The sequence below is a fragment of the Aeromonas rivuli genome (assembly GCF_020149575.1).
Lineage (GTDB): Bacteria > Pseudomonadota > Gammaproteobacteria > Enterobacterales > Aeromonadaceae > Aeromonas > Aeromonas rivuli.
Window position 1 is genome coordinate 2,215,851 of record NZ_CP079742.1, and the last position, 19,683, is coordinate 2,235,533.

The window sequence follows — 19,683 nt, forward strand, 5'->3', positions numbered from 1 at the left end:
CTTCTCTCCTTCTCTCGCTAGCGTTTTACTATCACCACTTAAGGCAACGGGTGCAAGCGCCATGGCCGCACAGAACAGTCAAACGATGGCGAAATAAAAACGCCGCTGGCGTCGTTTTGACAGTGAGTGACGCGCCCTGAAGGGGCTGGGCAATCCACCCATGAGCTTCCATGGCGCCCGCCACAATGGATATCAGGCATACGTCTGGGCACTCAACATTGCGGCCTGGCTAGCGGCCTCTATCTGGACCCTGACGTGCGCAAAGGAGGGCCGTAACGCCAGTTCATCAACCAAGCAGGCTTGCACCAATTGTTGAAGTGGCAACAGCACGGCGGCCTCGACGTTGCTGCGGGCAACCAGCTCCTCGAGCAGGCAACCAAAGGCCCTGATCTCTATCCGCTCCAGCCGGGCAGCCAGCACGCCGTTTTCTCTGTCGTAACAGGAGGCGGCGCCAAAGTCCCCGAGCAGCACCCGCCCCTGCTGACCGTGCAACAGATTGTGACCATAAAGATCCCCGTGCAGGATCCCTCTCTCATGGAGGTGCTGCGCGGCAGAAGCCACGCCCTGCGCCATGGCGATCAGGGCGGCCGGGGTGAACGACAGCCCTGCGGGATAGACGTCGCGGGTGCAGGAGTCCAGGCTAGGCGGCCCCGCCAGATTGATAAAATCGGGGTCTATCAGTGTCATCACCAGCGCCGGTATGCCGGAGGGGTGACTGCCGACTCGGCCCGTTACCCCGATGAGATGGGGATGCCTGCCTGCGGCCAGGGAGACCGCCATCTCGCAGCGAGGCAGGCCATCGCTGGTCACGGCCCCCTTGAACAGCTTGACCGCCACTGCCTTCGTTCCTTCATCCGTATCAAGCTCTGCGCGGTGGACAACGCCGGACGCCCCCTGCCCCAGTTGCCCCCCCAGCGTCAACGCCTGCCAGGGGATCTCGGCGGCGGTTGCCCTGTTGCCAAGCTGGCGCTCCCATTCATCGGCAAAGGGATTACCTGCATAGGCCAGCCAGGCGAGGCGCGGCAAATCGAACAACCACTCGGGAAACGCCTCTAGCCGGTTGGCGGCGATGCGCAACAGCTCCAAACGGCGGCAGTTGCCAAGGCTCGCTGGCAGCTCACGCAGGCGGTTGCCCGCCAGCATCAGCTTTTGCAGGGCGGCGCACTGACCCAATGTGTCGGGAAGCCGTTCAATGGCGTTGTCGGTCAGAATAAGCCAGCGCAAGCCTGAAGGCAGGGATGCGGCCGAGACAGTGGCAATCCGGTTGGCCTTGAAGCCCACCATGGTGAGCGACGGGCAGCGTCCCAGCACCTCGGGCAGCACGGTGAAGCGGTTCTCGGAGCAGAAGAGGATACGAAGTCGTTTGCACTCGGCCAGCTCATCGGGCAGTTCGCTCAGCTGGTTGCCGGTCAGATCCAGCACCTCCAGGGTCTCTTTGAGGCTGAGGATCTCGGGGGGGAAAACCGCGAGGTTTTCACAAAGCTTCAGATGGCGGGCGCCGCCAAGCTCACCCGCGCGCAGCTGTTCCAGGGTATGCATAGCCGTTTCTCAAATATTGGTGACCCAGCCTGATGGCGCAACGTTGCCATCAGAGCGCGCCGAACCTGCGTCCAGCGGTCTTAAAGGGGGGCATTATAGAGAATTCGGGGCGCAGATCGCCCCTTTTGTTGCCTTGGTGACGGGGCATGGCGATCAGTAACACCACCCCCTTCGGATTAACGAAACACCTAGGCTGCAATAAGCGCAGCCCATTGCACCGTTTTCAAAGCGGCTTTTGGGCAAGGTATAAGAAGCCAAATTAGCGGTGCGATTCACGTTGTTCACTTGAATTGTTAGGCTGCGCTTGCCGGGAATATGCACTCAAACTCTTGAAAGACGACAGGCATGTCAGGCTGAGGCGCATAGCCAGTTCCTTGGAGCTCATGATGGTAATAGTCCCAGTGAGCCTTGTACCACCAGTCGAGGGAGCCATCCCCCTCACCTTCAACGCTTGCATGAGTCTCAGTGATCTCATTGAGCGGCAAGATATGCACTTTGATTGTGCGAATAATGCATACGGCCTTACCGTTCCAGTCCGTCACGATATTCAGATCGCCAATCTGGGGCAACGCCTCATCGCTGCTTTCAAATGACCACAATGATGGTGATGTTGCGCGTTTTTTACCGGTCAAGACTAGCTGAGCACATTCATTGGCGTCCGCCTCGTTGTCGCAGAAATGCCAAGCTGCGGGTGCATCGGTGGAGGATCGTGAAGGCGCGGGCTGGCGAGCAAGGTAGTCGTCCCACATGAACTTTATTGATGGATGCATAAGAGTGTCTTACCTGCCTAACGTTTGGTTAAGGGGCAGGTTTTAGCCGGCCCCGAGTGAGCGAAGCGAGCGGCTTGAACCGCTTGTTATGCTGGACTTTTGCACAAAGCTCTATTTTTTTGAATTTGAATATAGTTTTCAAAGGTGCCGTATTTTTCAGGCATGACAATTTTTATACTAGGATTGATGCGAACATTCTCAGCGTTGGCTCGTAAGCTCTCATCGTAAGCCGTGCAGGCTGACGGATTATCTCCCTGTATCTCGTAGGCGAAACCCATATTCAAGCTTAGATTGCTAACGATGTCATAATTGGCTGTTTGCGTGTAGATACTGCGTGATTTTTGAAGATATTCGATAGCTTTTGAATAGCGATTTTCCAAGTTGACCGATGGCTCGGTAAAGCCATTTTTAATATAATGTTGTTTCCATTGTCCGTCGAAAGAGTTGGACATAAAGAAAAGGCCATACATTCGATAGGCATCAGCGAAACAAAGTTGGTCGTTGGCTTCTTTGCAAATGGACAGAGACTCGACAATTAGCCGTTCTGCTGCAGTAGGCCTGTTCTGGTCGACTAGTCTATCTGCGTCCGCCAATTTCTGATGCGGATCTGAGCTTTTAACTACGCCAACAGCAGAGCACCCGCTGATTAACATAAGTACAGAAATAATGCTTGTTGGAAAAAATGCCTGCTTCATTGTAGCTCCACGATTAGGCATAACGCTCGCAGCATAGGCCGAAACCCGCGCAGCGGTTGAGGTCCAGGCCACGTAGTGGCCGTTTGTGACTGCGTTTGTTAGGCATAGCTGACTTGAACATGGCCGAGATGCTCCCTTACTTTAAATATATCTTTACCCACTACAAACACTCGGTATCTTGGATCATTAACGCTTTTATAAGCCGGTATATCGTTTCTTATCGATTCAACACCTATCGCGGCGAGCTTTGCGTCTAAATTGATTGCATCAACTTCGCTTTTAAAAAAAGCGACAATATGCCAATGTTGCTGTTTAATTACATGAGCTAAGAAAAACTCACAAGCATGTTCCTCACTGTCGGAGGTGAAAATTGGATCGTAATCACGCCCTCTCTCAGAGTAGAAAACAGCCCACTTGCTGCCTTTCTTATCCAAACAGAAAGAATCATCACCTCGGCTCATTACTGCAAAATTACTTACATTGCACCCTTCGGATACTAATTTCTCCTGTAACTCAGATGCTTTCATTATGATTACCTAACGTTTGGTTAAGGGGCGGGATTTAGTCCGTCCCAGTGAGCGCAGCGAGCGGTTTGAACCGCTTGTTATGTTTTGCTATTGGCTTGATCTTTAAAGGCAACATAGGCGCATATTGCAGTGCCGAAAAGCCCTGCAAGTACTGCAATGAGCTTATATATCTCGTTATTTGCAATATCGCCATGTGCTGAAAAATTAGGTGCACCGCTCATTACTATTGATAACATGATGAGTAGAAAGCCAGCAGCATTGTTTGCAATATGTCTCTGTTTGGTTTTAAGGAAGGCGAAAACCACAAGGGAAAATATTACAATTGGGGCTATGAAGCCAATCGCTATGTTTCCGATAGTTTCAGTGTTCATTCTTATTCTTTCTTCTGATGGTTTGTTGGCGACACATCGCTGTAAGTTGGCGAAGCATAACGTTCAAGTTAAGAGGCTGGCTTTAGCCGGTCCCGAGTGAGCGAAGCGAGCAGCTTGAATCGCTTGTTATGCTACAGCCACGTTGTTAGCCGACAACTCTTGCTCTTGTGTATTTAGGAATTCCCGACGGAAGTTCAAAGGACTAGAAATTCCTGGAACTGGTGCTTGCGGATTTCCTGCACCAGAAACAATAATTGAGCCGAAGTTGAATATGCGACCAAGGATGCCTTGGTTAACTTGGATGCTTTCAATTTTTTGTATGTTTATTTCGATGGTTGTTCTGCTTATGAATCCAAATTTAGCAATAACACGTTTGTTTGTGATGGCTAGTTCTGTAGAGAAGTAGCGTATTGCTGCTGCGATCCAGAAAAGCAGACCAATGCCAAAGATGCCGAGTGTTAATAAACCCAAAAGGATCAGTGGCAAAAGAGACCAGATGCTCGTTTTCCCTTCATAAATTACTTTTTCGCCTTTTGTAAGAGCGCTTTCTACGTAACTTCCCATATTTCCAACTCCTTGGTTGATGATTTTCATTTAATGCTTAACGCCTCAATAATCGGCGGCGCTTTTCGCCGTCCGGTGCCGAAGGCGCGCAGTTTATTGACTTGTTAGAGTTTATAGGCACGACCAATAACCTCCTCATACTCTGAAATATCAAACCGAAATGGACCAACGCCGGCTATAATCTGAGGTTCTTCGTAGCCATTTTCATAGGCAAAGCTTTCCCAAACATAGAAACGACCTTCCTTTTTCATTTTACAGCCGTACGCACCACATCCAACATCTGCGCACTCTGGACATACATAGATCAACCTTCTTCCACTCTCCATTTCTGGAGCTTCTAAAAGCAAAAATTGCCTTTTACTATGCTCATTAAGCTTGTCCCAGCCGCGTGCAAAACAGCCTAAATAATCAGCATGCCTACCATAATTTATAGATAAGATATGTAACAAAGATGATTCATCGACAATGAAATTTGAAGAATAGCTTTCATGAGTATTATCACTGCCCTTTCGATGTAAAATATCCAATCTTAGTTTTTTAGAGCTCAAGTCTATCTCAATACAGTTTCCACAATCAGGACATACAAAATATTCAACGCTACCAAAAACAGATGATTCTTTGATAAATTTATTACAGCTACTGCATTTCATGATTGAACCCTAACAATTAAGCTAACGAGCGGCCAAAAGCGCAGTTTTTGGACATCCAGCGAACGAAGTGAGTGACAGTTGAGCACATTGTTAGGTTCTTACTCCGTAGTTTGAAGGGTAAAACTCAATGTGTTCGACGCTTGAGACTTCGCATTCAGGATAAATCCAGAGTGACCAATTATTCTTTAGCCAAGCTGATGAGATACCACCTTTTTTGTGTGCTGCTTCTGCTGGAAATACTAGTTCTGTTTGCCCCGAGTGATAACCGGAAGAGCAGATAAGCTTGTAAGAGCTTGGGGACTCACTTTCTTCAATAATCATGAAGTCAACGATTGCTTCAAATGGGTGTTTCGCTGGAAAACGAAACACTGCGCCTCTGCCAAATGAGTCGTTTATGCACGTGGTGAGTGGGTGCCATTTCATCGTGGAACCTAACGTTTAGTTAAGGGGCGGGCTTTAGCCCGTCCCAGTGAGCGAAGCGAGCGCTTTGAACCAATTGTTATGTTCTTTCGTGGTTTCATGTTTGTTTCAACTTGCGCTATTCGTCTTCAAGTATGTTCGCTACGTAGGCCAGTTTTGTACGGAGGACGGGCGGATTGTTCGCCATCATATTCACGTCAGTGCAATACAGAAAGCTGTCAGACATCTCGTCAGGCAATCCAGCCTGCACAAACCGGCCAGTTGCCATACCTTTCGCCACAGTTTCGCCACCGAGCTGCTGCGTCGTGGCAGCGATATCCGGACAGTGCAGACGCTACTCGGGCACGCCGATGTACGCACAACGCAGATCTATACGCATGTCCTGGGCCAGGGCTTTGCCGGTGTGGTCAGCCCACTAGAGTGAGCGCTCTCTGACACCTAACCTGCTTATGCCATTCCCAAATTGCGGCCAAGCTACCGCCCCTGAATGACAGACTCCAGTTTGCTGCGTTCGACCTGTGCCGTTGCTCTGGCCTGGCTCATGAGTGACCCTGACAAAACGGTTTTCAAACGACTATCTTAGCGAGTGTGGCTGGGGAAGGAAGAGTGAGATGATAATTTCAGGAGCAAGATCAACAAATTAATCCACTTTGGTGGTGATATGGCGTATCAATGCCATCGTATCAACACCGCGCATCAAAAGAGTCGATATCCTGCTCCACTGCCAACACCTCACCGAAGCAAAGAAGCGGGTTCAGGCCGCGAGGCAGGGAAGCCTCTTCAAGAGCAGCGTTCTCGCATCCCTTGCGTGAAGCCGTCTCAACCTCCCTCCCCTTGCCATCAGGGAGCAGAAAGTTCGCCATGGGTGCAGAAACTTGACCGAGCGACGCCAGATCCTGGAGCCAATTTCCACGCAAACGATTGAAAAAAGAAAAGACGCCTCAAGGGCGCCTTTTTGACAATTTTGCGTTATCGGCAGGGAGAGGCGCTAGCCGCTTATTCCCGCTCCTTTTATTCCCACTCAATAGTGGCAGGCGGTTTGCCGGAGACGTCGTACACCACGCGGGAGATGCCGTTGATCTCGTTGATGATGCGGTTCGACACGTGGCCGAGGAAGTCATAGGGCAGATGAGCCCAGTGAGCGGTCATGAAGTCGATGGTCTCGACGGCGCGCAGGGCAATGACCCAGTCATATTTGCGACCATCGCCCATGACGCCGACGGAGCGCACCGGCAGGAACACCGCAAACGCCTGGCTGACCTGGTTGTAGAGATCGGCCTTGCGCAGCTCTTCGATGAAGATGGCATCGGCTTTGCGCAGCAGTTCGCAATACTCTTTCTTCACTTCGCCAAGCACGCGCACGCCCAGACCCGGACCCGGGAACGGATGACGGTAGAGCATGTCATAGGGCAGACCCAGCTCCAGACCGACCCGGCGTACCTCGTCCTTGAACAGCTCGCGCAGCGGCTCGACCAGACCCATCTTCATCTCGGCCGGCAGGCCGCCGACGTTGTGGTGAGACTTGATGACGTGGGCCTTGCCGGTGGCGCTGGCGGCGGATTCGATCACATCCGGATAGATGGTGCCCTGGGCCAGCCATTTGGCGTTTTTCAGCTTCTTGGCTTCGTCGTCGAACACTTCCACGAAGACGCGGCCGATGGCTTTGCGCTTGGCTTCCGGCTCGTCGATGCCCTTGAGGGCGCCGAGGAAGCGCGCTTCGGCATCGACCTTGATGATCTTGAGACCAAAGTGATCGCCGAACATCTCCATCACCTGAGTGCCTTCGTTCAAACGCAGCAGGCCGTTGTCAACGAACACACAGGTGAGACGATCGCCGATGGCGCGGTGTACCAGCATGGCCACTACCGAGGAGTCGACGCCGCCGGAGAGGCCCAGGATCACTTCATCCTCACCCACCTGCTCGCGGATGCGGGTCACGGCGTCATCGATGATGGTGGCCGGGGTCCACAGGCATTGGCAACCGCAGATGTCTTTGACGAAATGCTCGAGCAGACGGGCACCCTGACGGGTGTGGGTCACTTCCGGGTGGAACTGGACGCCATAGAAGCGCTTGGCCTCATCGGCCATGGCAGCATGGGGGCAGGTCGCCGTCTGGGCAATGGTGGTGAAACCGGCCGGGATCTCGGTGACTTTGTCGCCGTGGCTCATCCAGACGTCCAGCAGGGCATGGCCGTTGGGGGCGATGGCATCTTCGATGTTGCGCAGCAGGGCGCTGCTCTGGCCGGACTGACCCAGCACTTCGACCTGGGCATAGCCAAATTCGCGTTCGGTGGAGGATTGCACCTTGCCACCGAGCTGTTCGGCCATGGTCTGCATGCCGTAGCAGACACCAAACACCGGCACGCCGGCGTTGAAGACATAGTCAGGGGCACGGGGGCTGTCCGCCTCGGTCACGGACTCAGGGCCGCCGGAGAGAATGATGCCGTTGGGATTGAATTCGCGGATCTGCGCTTCGGTGACATCCCAGGCCCACAGCTCGCAGTAGACACCGATCTCACGGACACGGCGGGCGATAAGCTGGGTGTACTGAGAACCGAAATCCAGGATCAGAATACGGTGGGCGTGAATATTGTTAGTCATTTTATTCCTGCATCAGGCTGATGTTGTAACAAAAAGCATGGGGATAAAAAATGGTAGCGAAACGGGGCCGAGGCCCCGTTTTATCAGCCCATCCGGTAGTTGGGGGCTTCTTTGGTGATGGTCACGTCATGGACGTGGGACTCTTTCATCCCGGCGCCGGAGATGCGCACGAACTCGGCCTTGGTGCGCATCTCGTCGATGGTGGCGCAACCAGTCAAGCCCATGGAAGAGCGCAGGCCACCCATCTGCTGATGGATGATCTCCTTGAGGCGCCCCTTGTACGGCACTCGCCCTTCGATCCCTTCCGGCACCAGCTTGTCGGCGGCATTGTCGGTCTGGAAGTAGCGATCGCTTGAGCCCTTGGACATGGCGCCCAGAGAGCCCATGCCGCGGTAGGACTTGAAAGAGCGCCCCTGGTAGAGCTCGATGTCACCGGGCGCCTCTTCGGTACCGGCGAACATGGAACCCACCATGACGCAGCTGGCGCCCGCGGCGATGGCCTTGGCCACGTCACCGGAGAAGCGGATGCCGCCATCGGCAATCACGGGGACACCGGTGCCTTCCAGCGCTTCAACGGCATCGGAGATGGCGGTGATCTGGGGCACGCCGACACCGGTCACGATGCGAGTAGTACAAATGGAGCCAGGACCGATACCGACCTTGACGGCATTGACGCCAGCGGCGACCAGCGCCAGGGCGCCAGCGGCCGTGGCCACGTTGCCACCGATGATCTGCAGCTCGGGATAGGCATCGCGGGTCGCCTTGATGCGATCCAGCACGCCCTGGGAGTGACCGTGGGAGGAGTCAATCAGCAGCACGTCCACACCGGCCTCGACCAGGGCGGCGACGCGCTCTTCGTTACCGGCACCGGCACCGACGGCAGCGCCAACCCGCAGGCGGCCCTTCTCGTCTTTACAGGCGTTGGGTTTGCGTTCGGCTTTCTGGAAGTCCTTGACGGTGATCATGCCCATGAGTTTGAAGTCGGCATTAACCACCAGCACCTTCTCGATGCGGTGTTTTTGCATCAGGGCAACCACCTCTTCACGAGGGGCCCCTTCACGCACCGTCACCAGACGATCTTTTTGGGTCATGACCTGTTCAACGGTCTGGGAGAGATCAATCACGAAGCGCACATCACGGCCGGTGATGATGCCGACCAGCTGGTTGCCGTCAGTCACCACGGGGTAACCGGCGAAACCGTTCTTGTGGCTCAGCTCTTTGATCTGGGCAATGGTCATGTCGGGACGCACGGTCACGGGGTCGGAGACGACACCACTCTCGTACTTCTTGACCTTGCGCACTTCGGCAGCCTGCTGCTCGATGGACATGTTCTTGTGAATGAAGCCGATACCGCCTTCCTGGGCCAGTGCGATAGCCAGACGGGCTTCGGTCACTGTGTCCATGGCAGCGGAAATCATCGGAATATTCAGGGAGATAGCAGACGTTAGCTTGGTACGCAGATCGGCTGTATTAGGAAGAACAGTGGAGTGTGCTGGAACCAACAATACATCGTCGAAGGTCAGCGCTTCTTTGGCAATCCTGAGCATGGCAATATCTCACCGTTGAGGAGTGGGGGTGGAAAATATTGCCGACAAATTTTACTCATGGTTTACCGGTTGGTAAAGAAGTATTTTTTAATTTTTTGTGGCACAGCCCGCTTTTAGCGCGCCAAACAGGCAAAACTCTCACAAATTCAGTCATAAAATGGCCCTTTTTACCTCGAAATAATGTAACGGCGCCATCCATCGGCATGGCCTGACTTTTTCAAGGCTGGCATAGGACACACTCAGTACCCTCCCCCGACACTGTCGACCATAAGGGGTCGAATGGAGCGCCACCTCGGGTGACCAGTCACGCGCGAGACGGCAACCCAATCACCCCTGGTAACGACCAGGTTTGTGCCAGTTCATCAGCATGGCATTCATGGCCAGGGCGCTCAGGGCCGACCAGAACAGCAAGGGGGCAGGTAGCAGACTCAAGGAGAGGGCAAACAGCAGCAGATCCAGCAACATCTGGGTCTTGCCTGCATTGATGGCAAACCTGGCCTGCAGCCAGAGGGTCACCACGCCAGTGCCACCGACCGAGGCATTGTGACGGGCGAGTGACAGGACCCCCATGCCGATGAAGGTGCCACCGACCAGGGCGGCAAACAGCGGATGTATATAGGTCACCGTCTGCAAATGGGGCACTATCTGGCTGGCAGCAGCGAGGGCAATATTGACGATCAGCGTCTTCAGGGTGAAGGGGAGCCCCATACGGGCATAGCAAAACAGCATGAAGGGGAGATTGGTCAAGATGAACAACACCCCTATGGGCAACTCCACCTGATAGGAGAGCAGCAGTGCCATGCCCGCCACGCCGCCGGTGATCATGCCTGCCAGCTTGAGCATGTACAGCCCGATAGCGATGAACATCACCCCCAGTGTCAGACCATACACATCATCTTTGAAGTTATGGACAAGCCCGTTGCGGGTGGCTGCTTGCGGTAATGCCACGTCGTTTGCCATGCCGTTTCCCATAGGACTCCTTGTCATGAATGAATAAGCATCAGTCGCCAGATAAATCCATGGGTGTCAGGCTGGCGCTGATACTGTGCTTGGATTGCTATCACGCAGCAAAAAGAGCGCCAACCATGACAAGACGCTGGGATTTAAATTAAATTCAGATTATAGAACTACTAAAAGCATATTAACTGGCATGTACATCTGGCTTATGGATCCCCACCTTGAGCCAGGCAGCATGAACAGGATTTCTCTGATGACAAGCACTCAGATCATGGCCGCGCCGTGAAGCCCGTTTTCAGTCACAACCCTTGCCCGATACGGGTTGGCGGTGAGACTGGGAGGCCCGCGTTGGGGGGGCAACAGGGGGCCAGGACGCGCATTTCCCGGCGCAGATGCCTTGCAGCTCCCCCGATCAGGTGCTGGCAGCACAGTGACCACCCAACTGGTTGCACATGTTCGGTGCACTACAGCACCATAACGGTGCAGCATATCCCCCCCAACACGGAGCCAGAGTCAGGGCAGTTGGATAGCTGAGGCGCCCTTTGGGCAGTTGCCATCGGCAAGCCAGCCCCCCATGATGGCAGCCCCAGGCTCTCGCCTGGATAGTTGTGATTTCAATCATTTCAAGGAAGTACGATGAGAGCATCGGATTATGCAAGACTGTTGTTCCTGGCCGCTATCTGGGGGGCCAGCTTCTTGTTTATGCGTATCGCCGCCCCCGTCTTTGGCTCAATCAACACCGCTTTTTTACGGGTCCTGTTCGGCCTGACAGGGTTGGCCGTCATCTTGTTGTTGATGCGCGCCCCGCTGATCTTTCAAGGCAAGCTCAAATCCGCCATGGTGCTTGGCATCATCAACTCCGGCATCCCCTTTCTGATGTACGCCATCGCCGCGCTCTGGCTGCCCGCTGGCTACTCGGCCATCCTGAACGCGACCACCCCCTTGATGGGCGCCCTGATCGGTTTCTCCTGCTTCAACGAGCAGTTAAGCGGCCGCAAGTGGCTGGGGGTCATGCTGGGATTCCTCGGTATCACCCTGATCACCACCACGGGGGACGTCGCGGTGAGCGAGACCATGATCATCGGTGTGATAGCTTGCCTGATCGCCACCGCCTGCTACGGCTGTGCGGGCTTCCTGACCCGGCGCTGGATCACCGAGCGGGGTGGCCTGGATGCCAGGTTGGTGGCCTTTGGCAGCCAGCTGGGCGCCTGCTTGTTCCTGCTCCCCTTCTTTGGCTATTCGGTGACAGCCAGCCCCGTGGCCGACTGGGCCATGCCCGAGGTGTGGGCCAGCCTGTTGGCCGTCGGCTTTATCTGTACCGCACTCGCCTACCTCATCTATTTCAGGCTGATCGCCGACATTGGACCACTGCGCTCCCTGACGGTGACCTTCCTCATCCCGCCCTTCGGCATATTGTGGGGTTATCTGATACTGGGCGAGACCCTCACCGAGGGCTTCGTGGTTGGCGGTGCCATCGTCTGCCTCTCGGTCTGGCTGGTGGTCAGCCCGGCCAGAGCAGTCCCGCGCCAGGTGCTGGACAAGTAATCATCCGGCAGTCAGAGCCCCGGAGGTGCTCGGCTCTGACCCTGAACTGCGCTAAGATGGCGCCATCGTCTCCCTCCCGCGTCCACCATGGACAATGGGACAGCAGAAGGGCCCAGCGTGAGCCAGTCCAATCAACAGCAAGTTTTTACCGTCACCCGCCTCAATAGCGCAGTACGCATGATACTGGAGCAGGATCTGGGGCTGGTGTGGCTGACCGGCGAACTCTCCAACCTGGCGATGCCAAGTTCGGGGCACTGGTACTTCTCCTTGAAGGACATCTCGGCCCAAGTGCGCTGTGCCATGTTCAAGGGCAACAACCGCCGGGTGCCCTTCCGCCCACAAGATGGCATGCAGGTACTGGTACAGGCCCGGGTCTCCCTCTATGAGCCCCGTGGCGAATATCAGCTGATCATCGAATCCATGCAACCGGCCGGGGATGGCGCTCTGGCCCTGCGCTTCGAAGAGCTCAAACGCCGCCTCGCCGCAGAGGGTCTCTTTGATGCAGCCCGCAAACGTCCGCTCCCCACTAACCCCAAGGCGGTGGGCATCGTCACCTCGGCCACCGGGGCGGCCTTGCACGATATCCTCACCGTGCTGGGACGCCGCGCCCCCGCCCTGCCCATCTTCATCTATCCGACTCAGGTACAGGGCAACCTGGCCAGTGGCCAAATAGTGGCCGCCATCGAGCTCGCCAATCGCCGCGCCGAGGTGGACGTGCTGATCGTCGGCCGTGGTGGCGGCGCCCTGGAAGATCTCTGGTGTTTCAACGAAGAGCGGGTCGCCCGGGCCATTCATGGCTCAGCCATCCCGGTGGTGAGCGCCGTGGGTCACGAGGTCGATATCACCATCAGCGATCTGGTGGCGGACTTGCGCGCCCCCACCCCCTCCGCCGCCGCCGAATTGGTGGCGCCGGATCAGAGCGAGCGCATCAATCAACTCAATCGCCTCACCCAGCGCCTGAGTCAAGCCATGGCGCGTCAGCAGACCCAGCATGTCCACCACTTCACCCTGCTCACCAAGCGGCTCGAACATCAAGACCCCAAACGCCGCCTCGAGCAACAGTCCCAGCGCCTCGATGAACTGGGTAACCGCTTGCAGCAATTGCTGCGTCAGCGCCTGCATCAGGGGGAGCGACGGCTCAATCAGCTCGCGCAACGGCTCCAAGCCCAGAGCCCAGAGCGACGTCTGGCACAGGGTCGGCGGCGCCATCAACTGGCAGAGGCGCGCTTGCATAGCCTGATGAGTAAACGCCATGAGCAAGCGGAGCATAAACTGGCCATGCTCAGCGCCCGCCTCGATGGGGTCAGCCCCCTCGCCACCCTGGGGCGCGGCTACTCCATCACTCGCAGCCAACGGGGTGAGGTGATCAGCCAGGCCAGCCAGGTCAGCGCCGGGCAGTCGCTGGTCACTACCCTGGCAGAGGGCCACTTGCTGGTGCGGGTAGAAGAGGTACACAACCGATAGCTAAAACGGGAGCGCTTCTCAGTGCCCCCTATTTATCCCCTCCTCTTTCATCGACGCAAACCTGTCACCGAGTGCCCCACGATCTCGACCGGGCGAACGGCCGCAGCGTTGGCGTGGGGGCCCCTCTCCCCCGCTCCCGCGAGGGGATTGAGCTGCAAGTACTCGAACAAGCCGGCCTGCAGATTGACGCTCCAAAAACGCCCCGCCAGGGTCAGCTCAAGCCACTCTGCGGTGAGCGCGGCCAAGCCATATTGCTGCCAGACCTGAAAAAGCGGCAACAGCTGCCCTCGCAAGGGATCGGGCAAGAGGGCCAGGGACAACCGGCCAGTGTCGAGGGCGCCGCGCAGCAGCGCATCCATGGCGGCATTGGGATTGCGCCCCATGACCATGCCGGGAGCCCGACGTCCATCGGCCAGCGCCTGATGCCAGGGCGCCAGATCCCGCCCATACATCAGGCCATGTCCGTGGACATTGCCCCCCGCCCCGGCCCCAAACGGCAAGATCTCGGCCCCCCTCTTGGCCATCTGGTTATAACGGCTCTGCTCGGTCTCGCTGCGTCGCCAATGGCTGCAAGAGAGCCGCTGCCAGCCGCCCTGCTCCAGGGTGTGGGCACCATAGGCATACATGCTGGCCCGCTGCTGACTGTCGGCCGCCCAGCCCGGTTTGCCCTTGGACTCGGCCCGATCCAGATGGGTGCCCGCCATGGCAATAAGCTGGTAGAGATCCACCCCATGCACCCCGCTCGCCATCACATCCGCGATATCCTGACGCCAGATGGCATCATCCTGATCGGGCAGACCGAAGATGAGATCCGCCACGATCACGGCCTCATCGTACCGGGTCAGTTCGGCAAGTCGCTCAAGCAGCCGCGCCCTGTCATCGATGCGGGCCGCCTGTTGGCGCACCTGGGTATCGAAACTCTGTACCCCAAACGAGAAGCGGTTGAACCCGCCCGCCAGCGCCGTGTGCCACTTAGGCTCATCGAATCCGTTCAGCCGCCCTTCCAGGGTCAGTTCTGCATCCTGCGTCAGGGGAAACCCCTGTATGGTCTCGGCCAATCGGGCCAGATCATCGACCGCCATGTCGGTCGGTGTTCCGCCTCCCACGTAGACGGCCGAGAAGGGTGCACTCAGGGCGAACGGCGTCTTGGCCGCCTGCTGGAGATTGTCACAAAGGGCCGCCATATAACGGCTCATCCGCGCCGGATTGGCGCCATTTTCGAAGAAATTGCAGAAGCTGCAGCGCTTCTTGCAAAAGGGAACATGGATATAGAGGGCGCGCTCCTCGGCCTCCGTCGCGGTTTGCCACCAGGCCTGCCAATCCTTGTCATCCAGGGCCAAGGGCCTGGCACCGCCCCGGCTAGCATGCGCAGATGTTTTGGCAGTGAACGCAAATTTAAGGGGGTCCGGGCTGGGCAGTCCGGTCATGGTGGGCGTCAGTATCATCGGCGGTGGGATCGGCTAGAAAGGATTGGATGCAAATGATAACCACTATCAACAATATGATAGCTTGCGCCAGATCAACTCCCCGACCAATAACAAGACTTGGCTACCCGGGGTTAACGCCATTCATGGATCCAGTTAACAGAATCCTTACTAAAGTCAGGGTAATGTGTGCCGATAGAGTACCAATCTTGGCGACTTGTCATGCGCCCAAGTGGCAGACCCCTTCCCCGTATCTGGACTCGGCTACCCATGCAAAACCTCTCGCTCAACTGGAAAATCTTTCTCCCCCTCGCCCTGGTCATCGGTGTCAGTTTCGCCCTCAGCTTCGAGCTCTCCGCCTGGTTGCAGCGCGATCTGGCCCTGCGCCTGGCGGGCGAGAAGGTGGAGAGTACCGCCAACAGCTACATGGATCAGCTCAACGTCATGATGATGACCGGGGTCATCGCCAACCGCGCCATCGTGCAGAGCAAGATAATGAGCGAGGCCGGCATCACTGAGGCCCGCCTGATCCGCGCCCCTGCCGTCAGTTCGCTGTTTGGCCCGGGCCATCCGGATCAGCAGATAGTCGACGAGTGGGACCAGCGGGCCATCGAGCAGGGGGAGACGCTGCTCGAGCAAAAAGGCAGCCAGCTCACCCTGATAAAACCCTTCAAGGCTTACCAGGAGTACCGCGGCACCCAGTGCCTCACCTGCCATCAGGTCGCCGAGGGGACCGTCATGGGGGCCGTGCGCATCAGCTATGACCTGAGCCATATCTTTGCCGAGATCCGCCACAACAACTGGCTGCTGAGCGGCTGCCTGGGGGCCGTGTTCAGCCTGGGGTTTGGGCTGCTGTGGTGGGTATTGCAGCGTTACGTCAAACGCCCCGTCTATCGGTTGCAGCGCACCATGATGCAGATGGCCAAGGAGCGGGATCTCTCCCTACCCCTGGTCAATCACAGTCAGGATGAGCTGGGCCAGATGACTCGTGCGGTCAACGACATGGTGCAGGGCTTTCGCCACAGCCTGGCCGAGGTCGAGGGAGCCACGGCCGAGCTGTATCGAGAGTCGAACCAGATCCGCCAGGTGGCGACCCAGACGGAGGGGTCGGCCCGGGTGCAGGAGCAGATGACCACCCAGGTCGCCACCGCGGTGAGCGAGCTGGCCGCCAGCTCCTATGAGGTCCGCGAACATGCTCGCCACAGCGCCGAGCTCTCGACCCTCACCAACGACGATGCCGCCAACACCAGCCGCCTCGCTCGGCACTCCATCACCGACATGGGCGAGATGTCCGCCGACATTGCCCGGGTCGACACGGTGATCCAGCAACTCGATAGCCGCTGCCTCGCCGTGGATGGGGTATTGGAGGTGATCAGGGGGATTGCCGATCAGACCAACTTGCTGGCCCTCAATGCGGCCATTGAGGCCGCCCGGGCCGGTGAACAGGGACGCGGCTTCGCCGTGGTGGCTGACGAAGTCAGGGCGCTCTCCAGCCGCAGCCGCACCGCCAGCCTGGAGATAGCCGGGATGATTGCCGCCCTGCAACAGGAAGCCCAGAGTGCCGTACAGGTCATTGGCGATGCCAGGCTCAAGGCGAATGACAGCATTCAGAAGACGGAAGCCACGTTGGCGGCAATGCAGACCATCATTGATCGCATCGCCAATATCAATGATCTCAATGCCCAGATGGCACAGTCAGCCCAGGAGCAGGACAGAGTCTGTCAGGAAGTGGATGGCGCCGTGCACGAGATCCGCAGCACATCGAACGATACCCTGAGCCAGGCCCACAGCGCCAATCTCGCCAGCGAGCAGCTAGTCGCCCAGTGCCAGAAGCTCGAAGCCCTGCTCAACACCTACCGCTGGTGATGGATTAACGTGCCTGTGGTTTGCGCCACGGGCGAGGGACACAAAAAAAGCGCGACCTCGGTCGCGCTGTTTCGTTGCAAGCCATCAATAGGGGGATCAGCGCGCGTTGCGCGTCGCCACTGCCTCTGCCAGGGTGCGCAGCAGGCTTTCGGTATCGTCCCAACCGATGCAGGCATCGGTGATGCTCTGACCGAAGGTGAGCTGGCAGCCATCCACCAGATCCTGGCGACCCTCCACCAGATGGCTCTCGACCATGACCCCGAATACGGCCTTGCTGCCGGCACGGATCTGGCCCGCCACATCCTCGGCCACCAGCATCTGATTCTTGTACTGCTTGCTGCTGTTGGCATGGCTGAAGTCGATCATCACCTTCTGGGGCAGACCCGCCTTGTCCAATCCCTTCACGACCTCATCCACATGGGCGGCGCTGTAGTTCGGTTCGCGGCCACCGCGCAAGATGATGTGGCAATCCGGGTTGCCGGCGGTGGAGACGATGGCGGAGTGGCCATATTTGGTCACCGACAGGAAGTGGTGTGGCGCACTGGCGGCGCCAATGGCGTCGATGGCGACCTTGATGGTGCCGTCTGTGCCGTTCTTGAAGCCCACCGGGCAGGAGAGACCTGAGGCCAGCTCACGGTGCACCTGGGATTCGGTGGTGCGCGCCCCGATGGCGCCCCAGCTCATCAGATCCGCCACGTATTGCGGGGTGATCATGTCGAGGAACTCGGAGGCGGTCGGCATGCCCAGATCGTTGAGCTCAAGCAGCAGCTTGCGACCGATGCGCAGACCGTCGTTGATCTTGAAACTGTTGTCCAGGTGAGGATCGTTGATCAGTCCCTTCCAGCCCACTGTGGTGCGCGGCTTCTCGAAGTAGACCCGCATCACGATTTCCAGCTGATCCTGGTACTTGTCACGCAGGGTCTTGAGGCGCTTGCCGTATTCGATGGCGGCGACCGGATCATGGATGGAGCAAGGACCAATCACCACCAGCAGGCGTTGATCGTCGCCGGTCAGGATGTTGTGGATCCCCTGGCGGGACTCAAATACGGTGGAGACGGCCGCCTCGGTCGCCGGAAACTTCTCAAGCACCGCAACCGGGGGCAATAACTCTTTGATTTCACTGATACGAACGTCGTCGGTTTGATGCTGCATACTTCGGCTTCCTGCTTGGCTAGACACATTGCTTGCACCAATCTAGCCCGAGCGGGGCCAGGGTGTAAATAGAAAATTACATCGCATAATAAAATATCTTCAAGCCTACCATTGCATGTTACTGAAATGATGCTAGCCAATCGTGTTCGGTGTGCCCAGCCCATGAAAAAGGCCCGCAAGATGCGGGCCTTTGCTCAAGGTGCCAGGGGCGACAGGCCGCCCGTCAAACCACCTGGCTGATGCTGGCGAGCTTCTCGAAGTAATCGGGGAAGGTCTTGGAGGTGCAACCCGGATCATTGATGGTCACCGCCGTATCTGACAGCGCCACCAGGGAGAAGCACATGGCGATGCGATGATCGTTGTAGGTATCGATGGCCGCATGCTGCAACTGGGCAGCCGGGGTCACTGTGATGAAGTCGTGACCCTCCTCCACCTCTACGCCCAGCTTGCGCAGCTCGGTCGCCATGGCAAACAGACGATCCGTCTCCTTCACCCGCCAGTTGTAGATGTTGCGGATGGAGGTAGGCCCCTTCGCAAACAGTGCCGTGGTGGCGATGGTCATGGCCGCATCCGGGATCTGGTTCATGTCCATGTCGATGCCATGCAGCGGCGCCTGCTCGGCTTCGATGAAATCGTCGCCCCAGGTGATGCGCGCGCCCATCTTCTCCAGCACGTCGGCAAAGTGGATATCACCCTGAATGCTGTGCTTGCCGATACCGGTGACGCGCACCTTGCCCTTGATGGCGCCCGCGGCCAGGAAGTAGGAGGCGCTGGAGGCATCCCCTTCCACCAGGAAGTCACCCGGGCTGACATAGCTCTGGTTGCCCTTGATGTAGAAGGTCTGATAGTTGTCGTGCTCAATCACCACACCGAACTGCTTCATGATGTGCAGGGTGATGTCGATGTAGGGTTTGGAGACCAGCTCGCCCTTGATGTGAATGCGGGTATCACCGGCGGCCATGGGCGCCGCCATCAGGAAGGCGGTCAGGAACTGGCTGGAGACGGAGCCATCGATGTGAACATCCCCGCCCCACAGGCCCTTGGCATCGATGGCAAGCGGCGGGAAACCATCGCGCTTGAGGTATTGCACATGGGCACCGGCCTCGCGCAGGGCGTCAACCAGATGGCCTATGGGGCGCTCTTCCATGCGCGGCTCGCCGGTCAGCATGTATTCGCCTGATCCCAGGCACAGCGCCGCGCACAACGGTCGCATGGCGGTACCGGCGTTGCCGAGAAAGAGCGTGACAGGGTCGCTCACCGCGAAGCTGCGGCCCAAACCTTGCACTTCGCACTGCGTCTTGTCGGCGGATAGCTTGTATTTGACGCCGAGCTGGCCGAGGGCCGCCAGCATGTGGCGAATGTCATCGCTGTCGAGCAGGTTGGTGAGACGGGTGGTGCCCCGTGCCAGGGCTGCCAGCAGCAGGGCTCGATTAGAGACGCTCTTGGAGCCGGGTAAGTTCACGACCCCTTCGACACGGGCGATAGGTTCCAAACGCAACGAATTCATAGCCTTCCTGTACTGATATCAAAAAACACCTGCCCGGACGTTATCAGCCAAGGGGAAGGAGGGCAAGGCTCTTGCTTGCGCCCT

The 19,683-nt window shown here is 57.2% G+C and carries 17 protein-coding genes and 1 pseudogene; 4 read left to right on the plus strand and 14 right to left on the minus strand.

Features of this window, described 5'->3' with window-relative positions:
• Nucleotides 1-192: 192 nt before the first annotated feature.
• The 8 genes from KYK33_RS10465 to imm45 form a co-directional block, all read right to left on the minus strand.
• The gene (locus KYK33_RS10465) at nt 193-1,539 is read right to left on the minus strand and encodes a leucine-rich repeat-containing protein kinase family protein (RefSeq protein ID WP_224430448.1); all 1,347 of its coding nucleotides are present in this window, start codon (nt 1,537-1,539) and stop codon (nt 193-195) included.
• A 293-nt stretch (nt 1,540-1,832) separates the two neighbouring features.
• Nucleotides 1,833-2,288: an ASCH domain-containing protein gene (locus tag KYK33_RS10470; protein WP_224430449.1), complete on the minus strand. Its 456-nt coding sequence runs from the start codon at nt 2,286-2,288 to the stop codon at nt 1,833-1,835.
• A gap of 107 nt (nt 2,289-2,395) precedes the next feature.
• Nucleotides 2,396-3,004, minus strand: a complete 609-nt coding sequence (locus KYK33_RS10475) for a tetratricopeptide repeat protein (protein WP_224430450.1) — start codon at nt 3,002-3,004, stop codon at nt 2,396-2,398.
• A 98-nt stretch (nt 3,005-3,102) separates the two neighbouring features.
• Nucleotides 3,103-3,531 (minus strand): hypothetical protein, encoded by a 429-nt coding sequence (locus KYK33_RS10480; protein WP_224430451.1) that lies wholly within the window; start codon nt 3,529-3,531, stop codon nt 3,103-3,105.
• Nucleotides 3,532-3,608: 77 nt separating this feature from the next.
• The gene (locus KYK33_RS10485; RefSeq protein ID WP_224430452.1) at nt 3,609-3,902 is read right to left on the minus strand and encodes a hypothetical protein; all 294 of its coding nucleotides are present in this window, start codon (nt 3,900-3,902) and stop codon (nt 3,609-3,611) included.
• Between the two features lie 126 nt (nt 3,903-4,028).
• Nucleotides 4,029-4,496, minus strand: a complete 468-nt coding sequence (locus KYK33_RS10490; protein ID WP_224430453.1) for a PH domain-containing protein — start codon at nt 4,494-4,496, stop codon at nt 4,029-4,031.
• A 74-nt stretch (nt 4,497-4,570) separates the two neighbouring features.
• Nucleotides 4,571-5,116 carry a hypothetical protein gene (locus KYK33_RS10495; protein WP_224430454.1) on the minus strand — a complete coding sequence of 182 codons (546 nt, stop codon included), beginning with the start codon at nt 5,114-5,116 and terminating at the stop codon, nt 4,571-4,573.
• A gap of 90 nt (nt 5,117-5,206) precedes the next feature.
• Entirely contained in the window at nt 5,207-5,539 is a 333-nt protein-coding gene (gene imm45 / locus KYK33_RS20240) for an Imm45 family immunity protein (RefSeq protein ID WP_224430455.1), read from the minus strand.
• A gap of 166 nt (nt 5,540-5,705) precedes the next feature.
• Here imm45 and KYK33_RS10505 point away from each other — a divergent pair.
• A pseudogene (locus tag KYK33_RS10505) lies at nt 5,706-5,960 on the plus strand (tyrosine-type recombinase/integrase); the annotation flags it as partial.
• 587 nt (nt 5,961-6,547) lie between these two features.
• On the opposite strand, the gene guaA reads toward KYK33_RS10505, so the two are convergent.
• The 3 genes from guaA to KYK33_RS10520 form a co-directional block, all read right to left on the minus strand.
• On the minus strand, nt 6,548-8,137 hold the full coding sequence (guaA, locus tag KYK33_RS10510) for a glutamine-hydrolyzing GMP synthase (RefSeq protein ID WP_224430456.1): 1,590 nt from the start codon (nt 8,135-8,137) through the stop codon (nt 6,548-6,550).
• 83 nt (nt 8,138-8,220) lie between these two features.
• A complete protein-coding gene (gene guaB / locus KYK33_RS10515) occupies nt 8,221-9,684 on the minus strand; it encodes an IMP dehydrogenase (RefSeq protein ID WP_042039799.1) in 1,464 nt (487 codons plus the stop codon).
• Between the two features lie 327 nt (nt 9,685-10,011).
• On the minus strand, nt 10,012-10,656 hold the full coding sequence (locus KYK33_RS10520; RefSeq protein ID WP_224430457.1) for a YitT family protein: 645 nt from the start codon (nt 10,654-10,656) through the stop codon (nt 10,012-10,014).
• Between the two features lie 621 nt (nt 10,657-11,277).
• Here KYK33_RS10520 and KYK33_RS10525 point away from each other — a divergent pair.
• Both KYK33_RS10525 and xseA read left to right on the plus strand, forming a co-directional pair.
• Nucleotides 11,278-12,186: a DMT family transporter gene (locus KYK33_RS10525; RefSeq protein ID WP_224430458.1), complete on the plus strand. Its 909-nt coding sequence runs from the start codon at nt 11,278-11,280 to the stop codon at nt 12,184-12,186.
• A gap of 87 nt (nt 12,187-12,273) precedes the next feature.
• On the plus strand, nt 12,274-13,650 hold the full coding sequence (gene xseA, locus KYK33_RS10530; RefSeq protein WP_224430459.1) for an exodeoxyribonuclease VII large subunit: 1,377 nt from the start codon (nt 12,274-12,276) through the stop codon (nt 13,648-13,650).
• A gap of 47 nt (nt 13,651-13,697) precedes the next feature.
• On the opposite strand, the gene hutW is transcribed toward xseA, so the two are convergent.
• Nucleotides 13,698-15,077 (minus strand): heme anaerobic degradation radical SAM methyltransferase ChuW/HutW, encoded by a 1,380-nt coding sequence (gene hutW / locus KYK33_RS10535; protein WP_224430460.1) that lies wholly within the window; start codon nt 15,075-15,077, stop codon nt 13,698-13,700.
• A gap of 267 nt (nt 15,078-15,344) precedes the next feature.
• Here hutW and KYK33_RS10540 point away from each other — a divergent pair, with 267 nt between their 5' ends.
• Complete coding sequence (locus tag KYK33_RS10540; RefSeq protein WP_224430461.1) at nt 15,345-16,940, plus strand: methyl-accepting chemotaxis protein; 1,596 nt, start codon at nt 15,345-15,347, stop codon at nt 16,938-16,940.
• 96 nt (nt 16,941-17,036) lie between these two features.
• Here the strand turns inward: KYK33_RS10540 and aroG are convergent, their stop codons facing one another.
• Entirely contained in the window at nt 17,037-18,092 is a 1,056-nt protein-coding gene (gene aroG / locus KYK33_RS10545) for a 3-deoxy-7-phosphoheptulonate synthase AroG (RefSeq protein ID WP_224430462.1), read from the minus strand.
• Nucleotides 18,093-18,315: 223 nt separating this feature from the next.
• Nucleotides 18,316-19,599: a 3-phosphoshikimate 1-carboxyvinyltransferase gene (aroA, locus tag KYK33_RS10550; protein WP_042040116.1), complete on the minus strand. Its 1,284-nt coding sequence runs from the start codon at nt 19,597-19,599 to the stop codon at nt 18,316-18,318.
• Nucleotides 19,600-19,683 lie beyond the last annotated feature (84 nt).